The organism is Lysinibacillus capsici (assembly GCF_003367505.1).
GTDB classification, from domain to species: Bacteria; Bacillota; Bacilli; order Bacillales_A; family Planococcaceae; genus Lysinibacillus; species Lysinibacillus capsici.
Genome location: NZ_PXXX01000013.1, coordinates 234,812 through 252,418, shown reverse-complemented (window position 1 = coordinate 252,418; position 17,607 = coordinate 234,812). Strand labels below are relative to the sequence as shown.

Here is a 17,607-nt window from a genome sequence, read left to right as displayed (position 1 = left end):
TTTATAAAGGGTACACTTTACAATAGGACTGACCTTTTTACATGAAAAATCGCACTGCTGCCATAATGATTACTCCTGCAACTACTGTAATCGATAAGCTTTTTGTGACAAGGGCAATAATAAGAGTAGGAACAAATGTAATAAAGACTGGCCAATCAAGTGTCACTACTTTGCCGCTTTCAGTATCTATTAAATTTTCAATGACAAGAGCACTTAATATACAAACAGGAATAAAACTAAGCCATTTTAGCACAACATCAGGTAGTGTTACACTACGCACAAAAATAAATGGAATGACACGCGGTAGCCATGTTACAAGTGCGCAGCCGATAATAAGCCAGACCATATAAGAAGTTGTTGTCATTTATCTGTCACCACCCCAATTGTTGCGACAATCACAGTTGCCAGTAGCACAGCCACATGTGAAGGGACTACATAAGAAAGACCGTACATAATAACCGCCATATAGCCAATTAACTTGATATAATGCATGATTTTACTTTTACCAACACTGCTCAATTGCAAAACTAAAAGTGCAATAAACATGGCAACCAAGGCAAAATCTAAACCCCATTTTTCAGGATTTGCTACCCACTGTCCTAAAAAGGCACCCGTAACACAGGAAAGAATCCAGAAGATATAGGCTGTTATATTTAACCCATCCATCCATTTACCATATAATTTACCTGTTTGCATTTGCTTTGTGACTGCTACACCAAAGGTTTCATCCGTTAATAATGTACCAAAGCCCACATTTCTAAGCATGGAGTAGCGCGTAAAGTGAGGTGCTAATGTTAAACTCATTAATAAATGGCGTAGATTCACTACGAAAATGGTTACAATGATAGCAGAGGCAGGGCTACTTGTTAAAAGAAGTGCACAAAAAATAAATTGTGCAGAACCTGCGTAAATCAGTATCGTTAATAGCGCGATTTCAAGGACGGATAACCCTGAAGCGGAACCTACAACCCCAAATGCAAGTCCTATACTAATATAACCGAGTAATGTAGGCACGCAATCTTTCACGCCTTGTAAAAAACTGTCATTGGAAGAGCTTGTTGTGTCATCATGTTGAAGCTCTGTTGTACTTGTCATAAATAGGTCATCCTTTCTTGATAATTTCCATGTATACTATTGATGGAATTGTTTGATAGTTCTTGATGTTTATTAAAGTATACATATGTCTGATAAAATAAACAATAGAAATTGGTGAGTAAAGATGGAACAAATGAGTCGAAATTTAGCATTTCAATTAAAGAAAATTAGACAGCAACGTCATTTAAGTCTCGATGATGTGGCCAAAGCGACAGGTGTCAGTAAAGCACAGCTTGCACAAATCGAAAAAGGAGAGGCCAATCCGACTGTTTCAACAATTTGGAAAATTGCAGCGGGTATGCGTATGTCATTCTCTTCATTATTACAGCCGCCAACTGCCCATTACATGCGTTATAGCAGTAAAGATGTACCACATGTCGATGAGGATGAGGGACGCTATCGTGTTTACTCCATTATTCCGTATAATCCAGAGCGAGGCTGGGAGTTTTATAAGGTTGAAATGGAGCCAGGGGCAGTTAGTAGGAGTGAAGCCCATACAGAAGGGGTAGAGGAAACTGTAATGGTTATTAAAGGACAAGCAGTTATTTCTGCTGGAGACATGCATGAATTACTAGATGAAGGGGATACACTAGTATTCTCAGGGCATCAACCCCATGAATATCGCAATACTTCAGAAGGGTTAACAATTTTTCATTTAATTTTACAGTATAAATAGAGGTGTCGATATTGAATGAATGGTTTACTGTAGAAAATATTGAACAGGTTGCGGCACAGTATCGAACGTTCGGCCCAATCATTGGTTTACTGCTCCCGTTTTTAGAGGCGTTTTTACCATTCCTACCATTAGTCGTATTCGTTGTGGCGAATGCCAGTGCATTCGGCTTATGGCTAGGATTTCTATTATCTTGGCTAGGCTCTGTAGCTGGCTCCTATGCGGTTTTCTTACTTGTGCGTCATTTTGGCAAACATCCAAGACTACAATTTTTAACAGGTAGTAAAAAAGTACAGAAGCTTATTAAATGGGTGGATATGAATGGCATTAGCCCTCTTTTTGTCCTCCTCTGCTTCCCTTTTACACCATCTGTGATTGTCAATATTGTAGCGGGATTGTCACATATCCATAAAAAATTTTACTTAATCGTTTTACTTGCAGGAAAGTTTGTCATGATTTTAGGTATGAGTGTATTGGGCTATGATTTAAAATCGCTCTTGACTAGCCCAGTGAGATTGATAATTGCAGCTGTGGCCATTGTTATTTTATGGTGGGTTGGGAAGTTGATAGAGAAGCGTTTGAATGCCCGTGTAGAAAGAGATTTAAAGCAAGCGCGAAATTTGACGAAAAAGCAGGACCACCATGCCAGTTAGTAAAAATTTGTAGCCTCTTTCATTATGTGAAGAGGCTGCTTTTTTGTGTAATAAATTATCCTTTTTATAGGTAGGTGAAGGTTGATAGATAGTATTTACTAGTTTTTTTCGATAGAATTTAAGATAGATGATTTATGTTGTTTTTAGTAGGCTGGGAAAACTGCTCCACCATAGATGAGAAGCGATCAATAGTCTGGAGAAGCCGCTCCAAAATAGATGAGAAGTAATCAATTCAGTGAAAGAATCGCTCAAATAAAAGTACAAATTTTTATTTCATTAAAAGAGAGACACCCGCAACAGCAAGTTAATGAGGAGGGGGAAAGTAAATGACATTGCGTATTGTTTCAGGACGTTCGGGAACAGGAAAATCCGCATTTATTCATCAGGAAATTGTTGAGCAATTAAAGACAGATCCATTGGGACATCCAATTTTCATTATAGTGCCTGACCAAATGTCTTATTCTACGGAATATGAGCTGACAAATAAGCATGGTTTACAAGGCTTGATTCGAGCACAGGTGATGACGTTTAAACGTTTAGCATGGTTGGTTTTACAGGAAACAGGAGGTATTGCTCGTAAAGAAGTGAATGGCTATGGCTATCGAATGCTTATACGTAAACTTTTGGAGGAACAAAAAAGCGAGTTTTCCTTATTTCGACAAGCAGCAGGAAAACGTGGCTTTACGGAGGAAATTGAAACCCTTTTAAGAGAATTTAGTCGCTATAGCGTCAATAGCTCAGTCTTGGCAGAGGTAACGGAATCGTTAAAGGCAATAGATGCACCTAATACATTGCAGGCGAAAGCGAATGATTTACATGTCGTTTTGCAGGCATTGGAGGAACGACTTGGTACGACCTATGTTGACAGCGAGGGCTATTATCCGATTTTAACGGAGCAACTGAAGTATGCAGAAACGATGAAGCAAGCGACCATCTATATTGATGGTTTCACCGCTTTCACTGTGCGAGAGTTAGAACTGGTTCGTGAATTGTTAAAGGTAACGAAGCAAGTAACTGTCGTCCTTCCATTTGATCATATGGATGAAGCCTTTGATGAACAAGCTTTATTCCATGAAGCAGCGTTAACGAATCAACGTCTTCATGATATAGCAAAAGAAGAGGGCATTGATGTTGAATTACCATTACATTTTTATAAGACTCAAAGATTTCATTCTAAAGATTTACAGCATGTGGAGGCAAAGTTTGCTGTTTTGGAGCCCCAAACGATAAAAACTTCAGGAGATGTAACCGTGCTTGAAGCATCAAATCGTCGAGCAGAGATACATGCGATTGCCCGGGAAATAACAAAACTGACAAGAGAAGACGGTTTTCGCTATCAGGATATCGTACTTTTGTATAGACAAGCAGATCTCTACGATCCACTTATTACAAGTATTTTCCAACAATATGAAATTCCTATTTTTACAAATACAAAAAAGACAATGCTACATCATCCATTAATAGAGCTAAGTCGTTCAGCCTTGGAGGTTATGACCTCGAATTGGAAATATGAGCCAGTTTTTCGTAGTGTCAAAACCGATTTGTTTTTCCCATTACAAGCGGAGCTAACAATTTGGCGTGAGCGAGCAGATCGATTAGAAAATTATTGCTTGGCACAAGGCATCTATGGTGAACGATGGTTTGAGGAGGCACGTTGGTTTTATAAAAAATATCGAGGTCTAGAATTCCATTCGCGTGTACAAACAGATGAGGAGCGTGCAATGCAGGCAGAAATCGAGGCCATTCGAGATGAAATTCGCCAACCTCTAAAACTTTTACAAGACAAGCTTGATAGCGCCAAAAATGGCAGAGATATTGCGACTGCTTTATTTGAATTTATAGAGTCATTACAGGTATATGATAAACTGCAAGCCATGAAAGATCGTGAGCTAGAGCGAGGTGACGCATTAGCTGCAAGTGAACATGAACAAGCTTGGAATGAATGGATTGCTGTTCTTGACCAATTCGTTTATATGTTTGGAGAGCAGGAGATGTCTGTAGAGCAAGCAGCCAAAATTCTTGATGAAGGCTTTGATACATTAGAATTTTCAAGAATTCCGCCAACCCTTGATGAAGTAATGGTGGCTACTGTTGATTTAGCTCGTTTATCCAATATCAAAGTCGCTTTTGTAATAGGAATGAATGATGGTGTTTATCCAACTCGGATGGAGTATGAGGGCTTGTTGTCAGATATCGAACGTGAATGGTTTAGTCAAATTGGCTATGAGCTTGCTCCTACCTCTACTAATCGTTTATTACAGGAAAATTTCTTGTTCTATCGCGCTATTACAACGCCATCTAACAAATTGTATATGACCTATCCTACGGCGGATGAGGAAGGCAAGGCACTTCTAGCCTCACTTTATATTAAGAAAATAATAGGAAATGACAAAAAGGCTGGCTTATTAAGTGGTGTTTCGATAGAACGAGTGGTAGTCGATCCGATTGAATTACTAGATGGGGATGTTTTATCATATTTACGCCATCCAAGGACTGCATTGGCACATCTAATGGTACAGCTACGTCAAGCTGAACATAGCCGTGAACTAGCTCCAGAATGGCTAGCTTTACAAAGATTTTATAAACAAGATCCGTATTGGGCACTCATTTTCGACCGCGTACTTTATCCAATTACCCATAAAAATGAGGCTGAGCCACTTGAAACCTATATTACACAGGAATTATATGGTCAGAAGCTAACATCCAGTGTGTCGCGAATTGAGAAATACTTCAGATGTCCTTTTTCTCATTTCACTACGTATGGCCTACGTCTTGAAGAACGAGCTGAGTATCGGCTAGAAACGTTTGCAATGGGTGACTTATTCCATGAGGCATTAAAGTGGATTACAGAGGAAACACATCGTCAGCAATTATCTTGGATTCGTTTAACAACAAAGCAAATTAAACAATTAGCACGTCAAGCAGTAGAACAAATTGTTCCAGTTTTTTCCCATCAAATCCTATTATCCAGTGCCCGCTATCGCTATATTCAGCGTAAGCTAATTCGAATTGTTGAGCGTACAATGACAGCACTGACACAGCATGCAAATGTATCACACTTCAAACCAATTGCAATTGAGGCGTCGTTTGGTCCTGGACAACATGAACAGCTACCACCATTAGAGATTGATTTGACTGGTGGTAAGAAAATGTTTATGCGTGGACGTATTGATAGAGTGGATAGTGCAACGATAGATGACCGCTCTTATTTGCGGATTGTCGACTATAAATCCTCAGCTCGTGACCTTGATTTAAATGAGGTTTATTACGGATTATCCTTACAGGTCCTAACATATTTAGATGTGGCAATGGAAAATAGTTCTTACTGGCTCTCAGGTGAAGCAGAGCCAGCAGGGGTACTGTATGTCCATGTCCATAATCCGATGCTGAAGCTGGATAAAGATTTGACGGACAGTGAAATAGAAGAGGATCGTTTAAAGCAGTATAAAATGAAAGGTTTGCTATCTGAAAATGCTGAAGCGATTTTATCGATGGACGAGCAATTGGAAGAAAGTAGCGGACATTCAAAAATCATTCCTGTCTATATGAAAAAAGATGGGACACCGTCTGAGTCACAATCGCGTATAGTTCCTGTCAATGATATGAAAAAGTTGCAGCATTTTGTTCGTCGTAAACATCAGGAGGCAGGGAATGGTATCTTATCTGGTGATACGGCCATTAGCCCCTATAAATTAAAAGCTAAAACGGCATGTGATTATTGTCAATTTGCTGCGGTTTGCCAATTTGATCCATCAGATGGTAAACAAAGCTATCGTCAATTAATGCAAGCAAAGCCGAATGATATTGTCGATAAAATTCGGAAGGAGATAAAATAGCATGGTACAAACAATTCCTGTTAAGCCAGTAGATGTCACATGGACAGACGATCAGTGGAAGGCCATTTATGCTAGCGGTCAAGATACGCTTGTTTCGGCTGCAGCAGGGTCTGGGAAAACAGCGGTTCTGATCAATCGTATGATTGAAAAAGTCATTGCTACTGAAAACCCGATCAATGTAGATGAACTATTGGTAGTGACCTTTACAAATGCCTCAGCCGCTGAAATGCGCCATCGTATGTCTGAGGCATTAGAAAAGGCGATAGCAGAAAATCCAACATCTAATCATTTAAGACGGCAGCTAAGTCTTGTGAATAAAGCACAAATTTCTACGCTACATTCATTCTGTTTAGCAATTGTGAAGCAATATGCCTACTTACTTGATATAGACCCAGGCTTCCGTATTGCCAATGAAGCAGAAATAGCATTATTGCGAGATGATGTTTTAGCAGAAGTTTTAGAAGATGCCTACGATGCGGAGAATGAGGCTCACGTACAAGCCATCTATCGTCTTGTCGATAGCTTTACCTCAGATCGTGATGATCAAGCCATCGAAACGCTGATTAGTAAACTTTATGATACGTCTCGTGTCCATGCTGAGCCTCAAAAATGGCTTTGGAGCCTGCCGAAAGCTTATGAATTAGCTGAGGAAGTGACAATCGATGATTTAGAGCTATCTCAATACGTCAAATTAACCGTACGTCATAGTCTGGAAGAGGCGTTTATGTTAATTTCTGAAATGCGCACAATTACATTACAGCCAGATGGACCTGCACCCTATGCAGAAACGGCAGAGGTAGATTTTGCTATGATTCAGGAAGGGATACGCATTAGTCAAAGTGGGACATGGCAGGAGCTATTTGATTATTTTGCAACGGTTAAATGGTCTACCTTAAAGCGGGTATCGAAGGATGCACTAGTTAATGTAGAGCTACAGGAGCTCGCGAAGAAAAAACGAGAAGCAGCCAAAAAAATGATGAATAAAATCAAGGAGACATATTTTGTTCGTACGCCTGCACGGCTACTTGAGGAAATAAGGTTAATGGCACCGACCATTACTACGCTAGTTGAATTGACCACTACATTTAGTGAACAATTTCGACTAGCCAAGTTAGAACGGGGAATCATTGACTTTTCAGATTTAGAGCATTATGCACTTCAAATTTTAACGGTAGAGATAGATGGTGCACTTCATCCATCACCGGTTGCACTAGATATGAAAAAGCGATTTAAAGAAGTACTTGTGGATGAATATCAGGATACCAATATGCTACAGGAAACCATCTTACAGCTTGTCAAAACGGGTGAAGAACAAGATGGCAACCTTTTTATGGTTGGGGATGTTAAACAAAGTATATACCGTTTCCGATTAGCTGAGCCAAAGCTTTTTATGAGAAAATATAATGAATACTTGGAGTCACCTGATGTAACGGGGATGCGAATTGATTTAAACGCTAACTTCCGAAGTCGAAAAGAAGTATTAAATGCTACAAACTATGTTTTTGCACAAATTATGGGTGAGCGTGTCGGTGAGATTTCGTATAATGACAATGCGTCACTAAAGCCTGCTGCGCCCTATGATGATAAAGAAATACCTGTTGAGCTGGTCGTATTGCATCCACCACAGGAAGAGGAAACACCAGAAGAACTGGAAGAACTAAGCAATGAGGCAACGGAGCTAGAGGAATTAAAAAAATCACAGTACGAGGCACGATTTATTATCGATCGTATACGTCAAATGATGGAAGATGGAACAACCGTATACGATACGAAAACAAAAACAGAGCGACCATTAAAGTATAGTGATATTGTGATTTTAATGCGCTCGATGACATGGTCAACAGACTTAGTAGAGGAATTTAAGCTGGCAGGGATTCCACTCTATGCAGAATCATCTAAAGGTTATTTTGACGCACTCGAAGTAATGATTATGTTAAATGTCCTGAAGGTAGTCGATAATCCCTATCAGGATATCCCCTTAGCCTCTGTACTGCGCGCACCGTTTGTTGGTTTAACGGAAAATGAGCTGGCGAAAATTCGTTTAGCCGATCAAAAGGTACCTTTTTATGATGCTTTACGACAATTTATTCGTAGTGAAGGACATGGTGTGCAAACCACTACATTTGAGAAGTTGCAACGCTTTATGCTAGCCTTTGAAAATTGGCGTGATTTAGCACGTCGTGGATCATTATCAGATTTAATTTGGAAAATTTATTTAGATACACATTATTATGAAATGGTTGGGGCAATGCCGAATGGCAAACAGCGTCAAGCAAATCTACGCGTATTACATGATCGTGCATTAATGTATGAAAAAACGGCATTTCGTGGGCTATTCCGTTTTTTACGCTTTATTGATCGTATGCGTACGCGTGGCGATGATTTAGGTACGGCCAAATCAATTGGCGAAAAGGATGATGTAGTACGTCTGGTGACAATACACTCTTCCAAGGGGTTAGAATATCCAGTCGTCTTTGTGGCAGGAATGGGACGTCCGTTTAATAAAATGGATTTTCATCAACCCTATTTGTTTGATCAAGATTTTGGACTAGCTGTTAAGGCCATTGATCCCGAAAATCGTATCACCTATACATCGTTACCGTTTTTAGCATTGAAGGAGAAAAAAGAACTGGAGATGCGTGCAGAAGAAATGCGTGTCTTATATGTTGCGATGACTCGTGCGAAGGAGCGTTTGATTTTAGTAGGCTCAGTGAAGAACTGGGAGAAAACACGCGACAACTGGCAGGACGCACAAAGTTTACCAATGGATGCACCGCTTCAAGAATATTTACGTGCAAGAGCTAACAGCTATTTGGACTGGGTTGGCCCAGCAGTAGCAAGACATGCAGATTTTGCAGTAGTAGCAAGCACATCTTATAAAGAAGTGGAGGATCAATCACATTGGTGGGTTCAAGCCATCGATACAAAGCATTATTCATATGAGATAGAGGCGATGGGCGATGAAGTACAGCAAGTGCTTGCGATGCAAGAGGATGAGGACTTGCTGGCTGAAATCACTACCCGCTTTCAAGCGCAGTATGTCTATCAAAAATCTACAAGAAAGCGCTCCAAAACATCTGTTAGTGAAATAAAGCGATTAGAAAATTTACAGCGCCAGGAGGAACCTGAATTTTATTTTGCCTCTCCTATCAAGCAAAAGGCTTCGTCCATTGCACCTCGACCCGCTTTTTTACAGGAGCAACAGCTAACTGGTGCTGAAATTGGTACAGCTGTACACACAGTGATGCAGCATGTTCCTCAATATGGCTTTAGTCATATCGATGCTGTAAGGGACTTTGTGGAGGATTTAGTGGCAAGACAGCTTTTAACAGAGGCGGAGGGCAAAGTAGTTCCGCAAGCGAAAATTTATCGTTTTTTTGAGACAGAAATAGGGCAACGCTTTCAACGCGCAAGGCAGATACGTAGAGAAATGCCGTTTACAATTAGTAGAATCGATGAAGATGGTGATGCTCAAATTGTGCAAGGGATCATTGACTGCCTATTTGAGGATGAATACGGTAATTGGGTCTTGTTGGATTATAAAACGGATCGTATACAATCTCATTTTGCGCAGGAGCCAGCCTTGTCAAAGGAAATACTAGGTCGTTATGCCGTACAGCTTCGTGTTTATAGCGAAGCCATTGAATCCATCTTACACATCAAGGTGAACGATAAAGTATTATTTTTATTCGATAATGAACAGACCATACACGCATAAAGAACTTGTTACGGGCAAAGTGGGGCAAAGTTTTTTCTTGCCCTGCTTTCACCATAGCTGCTAGTCAAGAGGAGGCTATTTTGTGGAGTTAAAACCAACAATGTTGCAGGAACGAATAGCAACATTAGATATTTTACGAGGTATTAGTTTAGTAGGTATCTTACTTGTAAATATGTATACCTTTTATTTGCCAATGCCGCATATTGATTTGGCATCATGGTTTACAACCCCATCAGATATTGTTTGGCAGAAAAATATAGATATTTATGTGCAAGGCAGCTTTTACCCGCTTTTTGCCATGCTATTTGGTTATGGGCTAGCCATGCAGTGGCAAAAGGCTCAAAGTCGTCAACAAAACTTTTATACGCTGGGGCTTCGTAGACTGTCCATCCTGTTTGCTTTTGGTTTTATCCATGCTGTGCTAATTTGGTGGGGCGACATATTAATGATGTATGCATTTTGTGGCGTTTTCTTAGTGCTTTTACTACGATTGAGTCCCATCTGGCTATTAGCGAGTGCTTTGATTATTAATGGCTTGATGCAAGCTTTTATGCTCTTTGTAGTAGGGATTGTAAATTTTAATACAAAAGTAGATGATTACTTAGATATCGTTTCAGTAGAGAAGGCCATCACAGCTTATGGGACAGGAAACTGGGTAGATGCCTTTTTGCAACGCTTAACAGATTTATCGACGCAGGCAGGCATCGAGATGTGGTTTGTCGCACTGTTCACGATTTTACCGTATATGTTAATAGGTGCCGCTGCCTCTAAATGGCGTTTAGTAGAACGGGCTAAAGAATTGAAGTGGCTCTGGCTGACGTTTGCAATTGCTGGATTGGTCATCGGTATTGGTATAAAAAGCTTATCTATTATGTTTACAAGAACATATTTACTAGATTATTTAAAGGTATACATAGGGGGCCCAGTTCTATCGGTGGGCTATATTGGGGTCATTGTGTTACTTTGCTTAGTGCCAATAATGCTAAAACTACTTAGTCCTTTTGCTAAAATCGGACGCATGTCATTAACGATGTATATTCTTCAATCTATTATAGGTACTTGTTTATTCTACCAATTTGGCTTTGGCTGGTATGGTAAAGTAAGTGTAGAAACAGGGGTATTAATTGCTGTCGGCATTATTGTTGTGCAAATGATCATAGCAGAAATCTGGTTATCTAAGTGGAAACAAGGACCGTTAGAAACAATATGGCGTAAATTAACATATAAGCAAAAAGTAGAAGTGCGTTAATATATTCCTCTTCACATGCATATTTTATGAAGATATAACAACTTATAAAAATGTTGTCGCAAAAATGAGGTAATTTCTATCATATTGTTGTATTATGTAGAAAAAAGAAGGAGCTCTTTCAATCATGAAAATTTTATCATTCAAATTAGGTGGACATGTAAGCTTTGGACCAAAAGTAAAAAAAGAAGAAGCGGTATGGGATGTACTCGCTATTCAAAGTGAACTTCAAGTTCTCCCTTCTTTTTCAAGTTCAATCGTGGATGGCATTGCTTTAGGCTTTGATTTTGTGGAACAGATTCGTAAATTAGTAGAAGCAGCGGAAAAATCAGATAATGCTAATAGTTTTAAACGTGAATTTACAGAGATCGAATGGCTTTCACCAATTCCACGTACACCTAAAAATATTATGTGTATTGGTAAAAACTATGATGAACATGCAAAGGAAATGGGTGCAGAGGCAGCACCAACGGATTTAATGGTATTCACAAAATCACCAACTGCAATTGCTGCAGATGGACAAACAATTTCCATTCATGCAGATCTTTCTTCAAAAATGGATTATGAAGGTGAGCTAGCTATCGTTATTGGTAAACGTGGCAAAAACATTCCTAAAAACTTAGCGTTTGATTATGTATTTGGTTATACAATTGCCAATGATGTAACAGCTCGTGATTTACAAGAGAAACATAAACAATTCTTCTTGGGTAAAAGCTTGGATGGTACTTGCCCTCTTGGACCATACCTTGTGACAAAGGATGAGATCCCAAATCCACAAGACTTAACAGTAGTGACAAAGGTCAATGATGAAGTACGTCAAAATGGCTCTACGAAAGATATGATGTTCTCTGTTGAAACGTTAGTATCCATCCTATCTCAGCATGTAACATTAGAGCCAGGAGATGTGATTTTAACAGGTACGCCAGCTGGTGTTGGCAAAGGGATGAACCCGCCGCAATTCTTAAAAGCTGGAGATACAGTAAAAGTATCTATTCAAGGAATTGGTACTTTAGTCAACCATTTTGAATAATGATGATATCAATCCGCGTGAGTCTATACTCCGCGGATTTTTTACTGCTTTAAGGCATAGTAACAGAAGTAAAAACTATGAGATGCAAGGATTCCAAGTTTTAAATGATGTAAATTGTGTGAACACTATTGTAATATTTGAAACCCTTTCCATCGCATGGTAGGATAGAGTTTGATAGAAAAAGAATGAGGGGGACAATCATGAGTTTTTTAACTAGCCAAACGCATTTGCATATTACTACGTGGGTAGTAGGTATTGTCATCTTTTTAATTGCGGCACTAATGGGCAAGCAATCAAAAGGCTTACATATGACATTACGTCTGTTTTATGTACTAATAATCATCACAGGTGGGGCATTATTTATCGAGGCAATGGACTATGGTAAAGGTATGCTTTACGGATTTAAGTTCTTAGGTGGCATACTTGTAATTGGCATGATGGAAATGGTCTTAGTGCGTCAAAAGAAAAATAAACCAACAGCTATGTTTTGGATTTTATTTGCAGTATTCCTATTAATCACTTTGTTCCTAGGATTTAAACTGCCAATGGGTCAAGATTTCTTAGCATAATGATTTAAAAGTCGTGAAGTAGTTGCTTCACGGCTTTTATTTTGTAAACGAAAACGGAAGACGGAATTGACACCTTTTTGTCGTAATTCATTTCGCTTTTACGCAAAATCTTTGGAAAAGATAGCGACGTGACAGAGTTATTTGGTAAAATGACGTTGATTGGTTTGAAAGAGAGGGAATAACAGTGAAATTTAAGAAGTGGATAAGTGCGACGGCTGCATCACTTTTATTAGCAACTTCATTAGTAAGTACTATACCAGTAGCACATGCGGATGAATCAGCGACTAGAACAATAGCAGAAGAAAGCATCTATGATTTACTCGTTGACCGTTTCTTTAATGGCTCGGGCACAAACGATTTTGATACAAATACGCAGGACCCTTCGAAATTTGCGGGGGGCGATTTTACAGGTTTACAGGATAAACTGAAATTTATCGGTGAGATGGGCTATACAATTGTTTCCATTGGGCCTATTTTTTCTACAGAGAAGTATGATGGATCAATGCCCACAAGTTATACTACAATAGAACGTCATTTTGGAACAACGGAAGAATTCCAAAGTACTGTAGAGGCCTACAAAGCGAAAAATATGTCCATTATGGTGGATTTTCCACTTACAAATGTGAGTCCAAATCATGAGTGGGCAAAGGATGCATCGAAAGCGGATTGGATTGTATCTACCAATAATGAACAAGTACAGTGGGATTTATCGAATAAGGATGTGCAAGAAGCACTTATTCAAGCAGTAACTGAATTTGTTTCTACATATGACATCGGTGGCATTCGTTTAACAAATATCACAGGGGCTGATACAGCGTTTATCAATGCAGTAATAGCTGCATTAAAAGAGACAAAAACATCACTTTATGTGATAGCAAATGAAGAAAGCGATGCTGACTTTGATGCAACTTTCTCACCTGTAACGGCAGATATCTATCGTAATATATTTAAAAACGTGGATATGGATTCTTCTAAATTAATGGAACCCTTCACAGGAGAAAAACCGACACAAATTATGGTGGATTCACTTGAAACCCATCGTTTTACATTTGACTCTGCTAATGAAAATATGTTCCCACCTACCCGCTTAAAAATGGCGATGGGTGCTTTATTTATGCTACCAGGAATTCCTGTCGTACAATACGGGACAGAAATTGCTATGAATGGGGAAGCAAAACCAGATACACACCAGCTTTATAACTTTAAAACAGACGAGGAACTGATAGATTATATTAAAAATGTTCAATCTTTACGTAATCAATCAGCTACTTTACGTAATGGTGATTTTGAAGTCATTACAAATGAAAATGGCCTTCTTGTCTTTACACGTTCTTCTGACGAAGAAAAGTGGGTAATCATGGTTAATAATACTGGTAAAACACAACGCGTCGACTTAACACCGGAACAACTTGGTGAAGGGAAAATGCTGAACGGTATTTTACATGAGGAAAAAGTTCGCTTAAATGAAAAAGAAGTCTATCCTGTTATTTTAGACAGAGAAATGGTTGAAATTTATCAAGTTCGCAATGATGAAGGCTTAAACACTCCTTATATGGTGGCTCTTGGCTTAGTATGGGTGATCTTTATTGGCTTTGTTGTCATCATCATTAAACGAGGGAAAGTTCGTCGTCAGGAGCAAGACGTCCAATAATAATAACACGACAAAAAAGCATGCCAGGAACCATCCTAGCATGCTTTTTATTAGCCTTCAAAGCTTTTATTTGTGAAGAAAATTGCAATAGTCCCAGGTCCGACATGTGAGCCGATCGCGGAACCTATCATGGTAATTTGCACAGCTTGAGGTGAAAAACGCTCCTGAATAGAGGCTTTTGCTTCATTCGCAAAGGCAGCGTCGTCACTATGGCTAATACCTACGATTTTATTTGTAAAGCTGCCACCACGCTCCTGCATTAAATCTAACATACGATTAAGTGCTTTTTTTCGACCGCGTGACTTTTCAATCGGTACAAGTTTGCCATCTTCTACATTTAAAATAGGCTTAATACTAAGAAGGCCACCTAAAAATGCACTAGCTTTTGATACACGACCACCTTTTGCAAGGTAATCTAAGTCTTCTACTGTAAATAAATGCTCGACCTGAGGTGCAAGGGTATTTATTTTAGAGGCCATGTCTTCTAAGGATACTCCTATATTTCGCAGTCGTACAGCTTCTTCCACGACAAGGCCATGTCCTAGTGATGCGCATTTAGAGTCGATAATGACTAGTTTTAAGGAAGGATACTGCTCAAGTACCTGATTGCGAATCATTTGAGCGGTACTATATGTGCCTGATAATTCTGATGAAAAAGCGATATAAATACCTTCTTCATCATTTTTGGCTAGCTCCTCAAAATGCTTCAAAAAGAGCTCAGGTGACACTTGTGATGTTTTTGGCTGAGCACCTTGGCGTATTGCATCATAGATCTCTTTGGAATCAATTGAAATCACATCTTCATATTCTTTGTTGTTCAATTGCACTCGTAAAGGGAGTAGCACGACATCTTTTTCTTCATAGTAAGATTTTGGTAGATCACATCCACTATCCGTAAAAATCTTCATTCTCTTGTCCCCCTAATTTCAACTTACTTTTAAAGCTTTTTAACTTTATTCAGTAGATACTCACTTTAGATAAATGGAAGGGGTACCACTGAATAAAGTTAAACTGGTAAAAATGGAATGTTAACTTGAACTTACTACTTAACTATGATAATTTCAAGCGTTCAATGAGTATTTTTGCAATTCCATCATCATTATTCGTTGTCGTAATTTCATTGGCAATGTTTTTAAGACTTGAAATACCGTTCCCCATCGCTACACCAAGTCCAGCATATTCGATCATTTCTAAATCATTGTCTTCATCACCAAATGCGATGATGCGCTCACGAGGAATACCTAAATCTTTTGCGACATGTGCAATACCCACAGCTTTATTTAAGCCGCGACGCACAATTTCAATAATATGAAGTGGCGCGCCCCAGCGACGATGCTCGATGACTTCAGCATGCACTGCCTGTAAATGATCACGTATAATAACCGAATTGGCTTCATTTGCCTGAATCAGCAAACTTGTAGGATTTTCCAAGAGGTGTGTGTATAAATCGCCAAGTGTAATTTTTGGGTTACCCATATTAAAGATATTTAAGATACGATCGTCCTCTGTGTGAACATAAACTTCATCTTTTACCTCAGCGATAATATTTTCGTATTCATAACTGTTAATAGAATCAACGACATCATGTACGACACTTAAATCAATTGGTGTGTGCATATGTTGCCAAGAGACATTTTTAGGATGATGCACATATGCGCCATTAAAATTAACAATGGGTGTAGTGAGCCCAAGTTCTTGATAATAAATAGTACTTGCTCGGTAAGGACGTCCTGTCGCAATCATCACTTGATGCCCTTGTTCCTTAGCCTGCAATAATGTTTTTTTCGTTTTTGCAGAAATTTGCTGTTGATCTGTTAATAAAGTTCCATCTAAGTCTAATACGATTAAATGCGGTTTCATAGCTCGTTGCCCCTTTCCTATAGTTTGAATAGTATCTCTTTGTCTTACATTCGTCAAAATTTTGTCACAGTGAAAAAAGTTTGCTAACATAAAGATGAGAGAATAGTTGGGAGTGACAATAATGTTTGTAGAAAAAGAAGTGTGGGGAAATATTCCTTTATTACATATACATACAGACAATATGAATGAAGAAACCCCGGTAGTCATTTTTTTGCATGGCTTTATGAGTGCAAAAGAACATAACTTACACTATGCATACCAATTGGTGCATAAAGGGGTGCGTGTCCTATTGCCAGATGCAAAATTTCATGGTGAGCGTAGCGAAGGCCTAACAGAAATGCAAATGAATTTAAATTTTTGGGACATTGTTTTAAATTCTATTCATGAAGTACAACAATTATATGATGTATTAAAGAATAAAAATTTATTAGCTAGTCATAAAATTGGCATAGGAGGCACTTCAATGGGTGGCATCGTGACATCAGGCTGTCTGAAACTTTATGATTGGATACAAACAGCTGCAATATGCATGGGTGCACCTGGTTTTATAAAATTGGGTGAATACCAATTGCAACAATTTGCTAAAAGCGGAGTTAACTGGCCGATGTCAGAGGAAGACGTAGAAAAAATTAATGAAGCCCTTGCTAAATATGATGTCAGTTTAACACCAGAAAAATTCGCGGGTCGCCCTGTATTCTTTTGGCATGGAGAATTAGATAAAACAGTTCCTTTTCACGAAACGTATAAATTTTATGAAACATTACGGGAATACTATGAAGCAAACCCTGAATATTTAAAGTTCATGGTTAACAAAAGGGCTGGACATGCTGTACCACGTGACGGTATGCTAGCAGCTACAGCATGGCTTGCACAGCATTTGGCATAACAGGGTGCATCTGCTATGATAAGGTTAACACTATGATGGAAGGAGAAATACGAATGGATCAGGATATGAAAGATAGCATGTTAGGTGCTTTAGAAAACGTAATTGATCCTGAGCTTGGCATTGATATTGTCAACTTAGGTTTAGTATATGATGTGGAATTAGATGATGAAGGTGTTGCAACTGTTACGATGACACTAACATCTATGGGCTGCCCACTTGGTCCAGTCATTGTGGATCAAGTGAATACGGCGTTAGGTGAACTTCCAGAAGTGAAAAGTACAAATGTTAATATTGTATGGAATCCACCTTGGTCGAAAGATAAAATGTCACGCTATGCCAAAATGGCATTGGGCGTACGTTAAAATGGATTATTTAAAACCCTGCTTATTT

Annotated in this window: 14 protein-coding genes; 10 read left to right on the top strand and 4 right to left on the bottom strand. The window is 38.9% G+C overall.

Annotated features, from left to right (window positions below; translation table 11 throughout):
• Positions 1-37 precede the first annotated feature (37 nt).
• Both C7B89_RS12800 and C7B89_RS12795 read right to left on the bottom strand, forming a co-directional pair.
• Positions 38-364, bottom strand: coding sequence for an AzlD domain-containing protein (locus tag C7B89_RS12800; protein WP_048392045.1), 327 nt, complete (start codon positions 362-364; stop codon positions 38-40).
• The gene (locus tag C7B89_RS12795) at positions 361-1,095 is read right to left on the bottom strand and encodes an AzlC family ABC transporter permease (RefSeq protein WP_115673846.1); all 735 of its coding nucleotides are present in this window, start codon (positions 1,093-1,095) and stop codon (positions 361-363) included. Before C7B89_RS12795 ends, C7B89_RS12800 begins: the two co-directional genes overlap by 4 nt.
• Positions 1,096-1,219: 124 nt before the next feature.
• On the opposite strand from C7B89_RS12795, the gene C7B89_RS12790 reads away from it, so the two are divergent.
• From C7B89_RS12790 to C7B89_RS12755, 8 genes are all read left to right on the top strand, one after another.
• Positions 1,220-1,771 carry a helix-turn-helix domain-containing protein gene (locus tag C7B89_RS12790; protein WP_048392043.1) on the top strand — a complete coding sequence of 184 codons (552 nt, stop codon included), beginning with the start codon at positions 1,220-1,222 and terminating at the stop codon, positions 1,769-1,771.
• 11 nt (positions 1,772-1,782) lie between these two features.
• Entirely contained in the window at positions 1,783-2,421 is a 639-nt protein-coding gene (locus C7B89_RS12785; protein ID WP_004227497.1) for a TVP38/TMEM64 family protein, read from the top strand.
• 326 nt (positions 2,422-2,747) lie between these two features.
• Positions 2,748-6,257 (top strand): helicase-exonuclease AddAB subunit AddB, encoded by a 3,510-nt coding sequence (addB, locus tag C7B89_RS12780; protein WP_115673845.1) that lies wholly within the window; start codon positions 2,748-2,750, stop codon positions 6,255-6,257.
• Position 6,258: 1 nt separating this feature from the next.
• On the top strand, positions 6,259-9,975 hold the full coding sequence (addA, locus tag C7B89_RS12775) for a helicase-exonuclease AddAB subunit AddA (protein ID WP_115673844.1): 3,717 nt from the start codon (positions 6,259-6,261) through the stop codon (positions 9,973-9,975).
• A gap of 82 nt (positions 9,976-10,057) precedes the next feature.
• Entirely contained in the window at positions 10,058-11,224 is a 1,167-nt protein-coding gene (locus C7B89_RS12770; RefSeq protein ID WP_016993448.1) for a DUF418 domain-containing protein, read from the top strand.
• A 124-nt stretch (positions 11,225-11,348) separates the two neighbouring features.
• The gene (locus tag C7B89_RS12765) at positions 11,349-12,251 is read left to right on the top strand and encodes a fumarylacetoacetate hydrolase family protein (protein WP_048392038.1); all 903 of its coding nucleotides are present in this window, start codon (positions 11,349-11,351) and stop codon (positions 12,249-12,251) included.
• 200 nt (positions 12,252-12,451) lie between these two features.
• The gene (locus C7B89_RS12760) at positions 12,452-12,820 is read left to right on the top strand and encodes a YisL family protein (protein ID WP_004227486.1); all 369 of its coding nucleotides are present in this window, start codon (positions 12,452-12,454) and stop codon (positions 12,818-12,820) included.
• A 184-nt stretch (positions 12,821-13,004) separates the two neighbouring features.
• A complete protein-coding gene (locus tag C7B89_RS12755) occupies positions 13,005-14,471 on the top strand; it encodes an alpha-amylase family glycosyl hydrolase (protein ID WP_115673843.1) in 1,467 nt (488 codons plus the stop codon).
• 50 nt (positions 14,472-14,521) lie between these two features.
• Here the strand turns inward: C7B89_RS12755 and C7B89_RS12750 are convergent, their stop codons facing one another.
• Together C7B89_RS12750 and C7B89_RS12745 are read right to left on the bottom strand one after the other, a co-directional pair.
• Entirely contained in the window at positions 14,522-15,379 is an 858-nt protein-coding gene (locus C7B89_RS12750) for a DegV family protein (RefSeq protein WP_048392036.1), read from the bottom strand.
• 142 nt (positions 15,380-15,521) lie between these two features.
• On the bottom strand, positions 15,522-16,331 hold the full coding sequence (locus C7B89_RS12745; RefSeq protein ID WP_048392035.1) for a Cof-type HAD-IIB family hydrolase: 810 nt from the start codon (positions 16,329-16,331) through the stop codon (positions 15,522-15,524).
• A 121-nt stretch (positions 16,332-16,452) separates the two neighbouring features.
• Here C7B89_RS12745 and C7B89_RS12740 point away from each other — a divergent pair, with 121 nt between their 5' ends.
• Together C7B89_RS12740 and C7B89_RS12735 are read left to right on the top strand one after the other, a co-directional pair.
• On the top strand, positions 16,453-17,217 hold the full coding sequence (locus C7B89_RS12740) for a prolyl oligopeptidase family serine peptidase (protein WP_048392034.1): 765 nt from the start codon (positions 16,453-16,455) through the stop codon (positions 17,215-17,217).
• Positions 17,218-17,270: 53 nt separating this feature from the next.
• A complete protein-coding gene (locus C7B89_RS12735; protein ID WP_004227477.1) occupies positions 17,271-17,579 on the top strand; it encodes a metal-sulfur cluster assembly factor in 309 nt (102 codons plus the stop codon).
• Positions 17,580-17,607 lie beyond the last annotated feature (28 nt).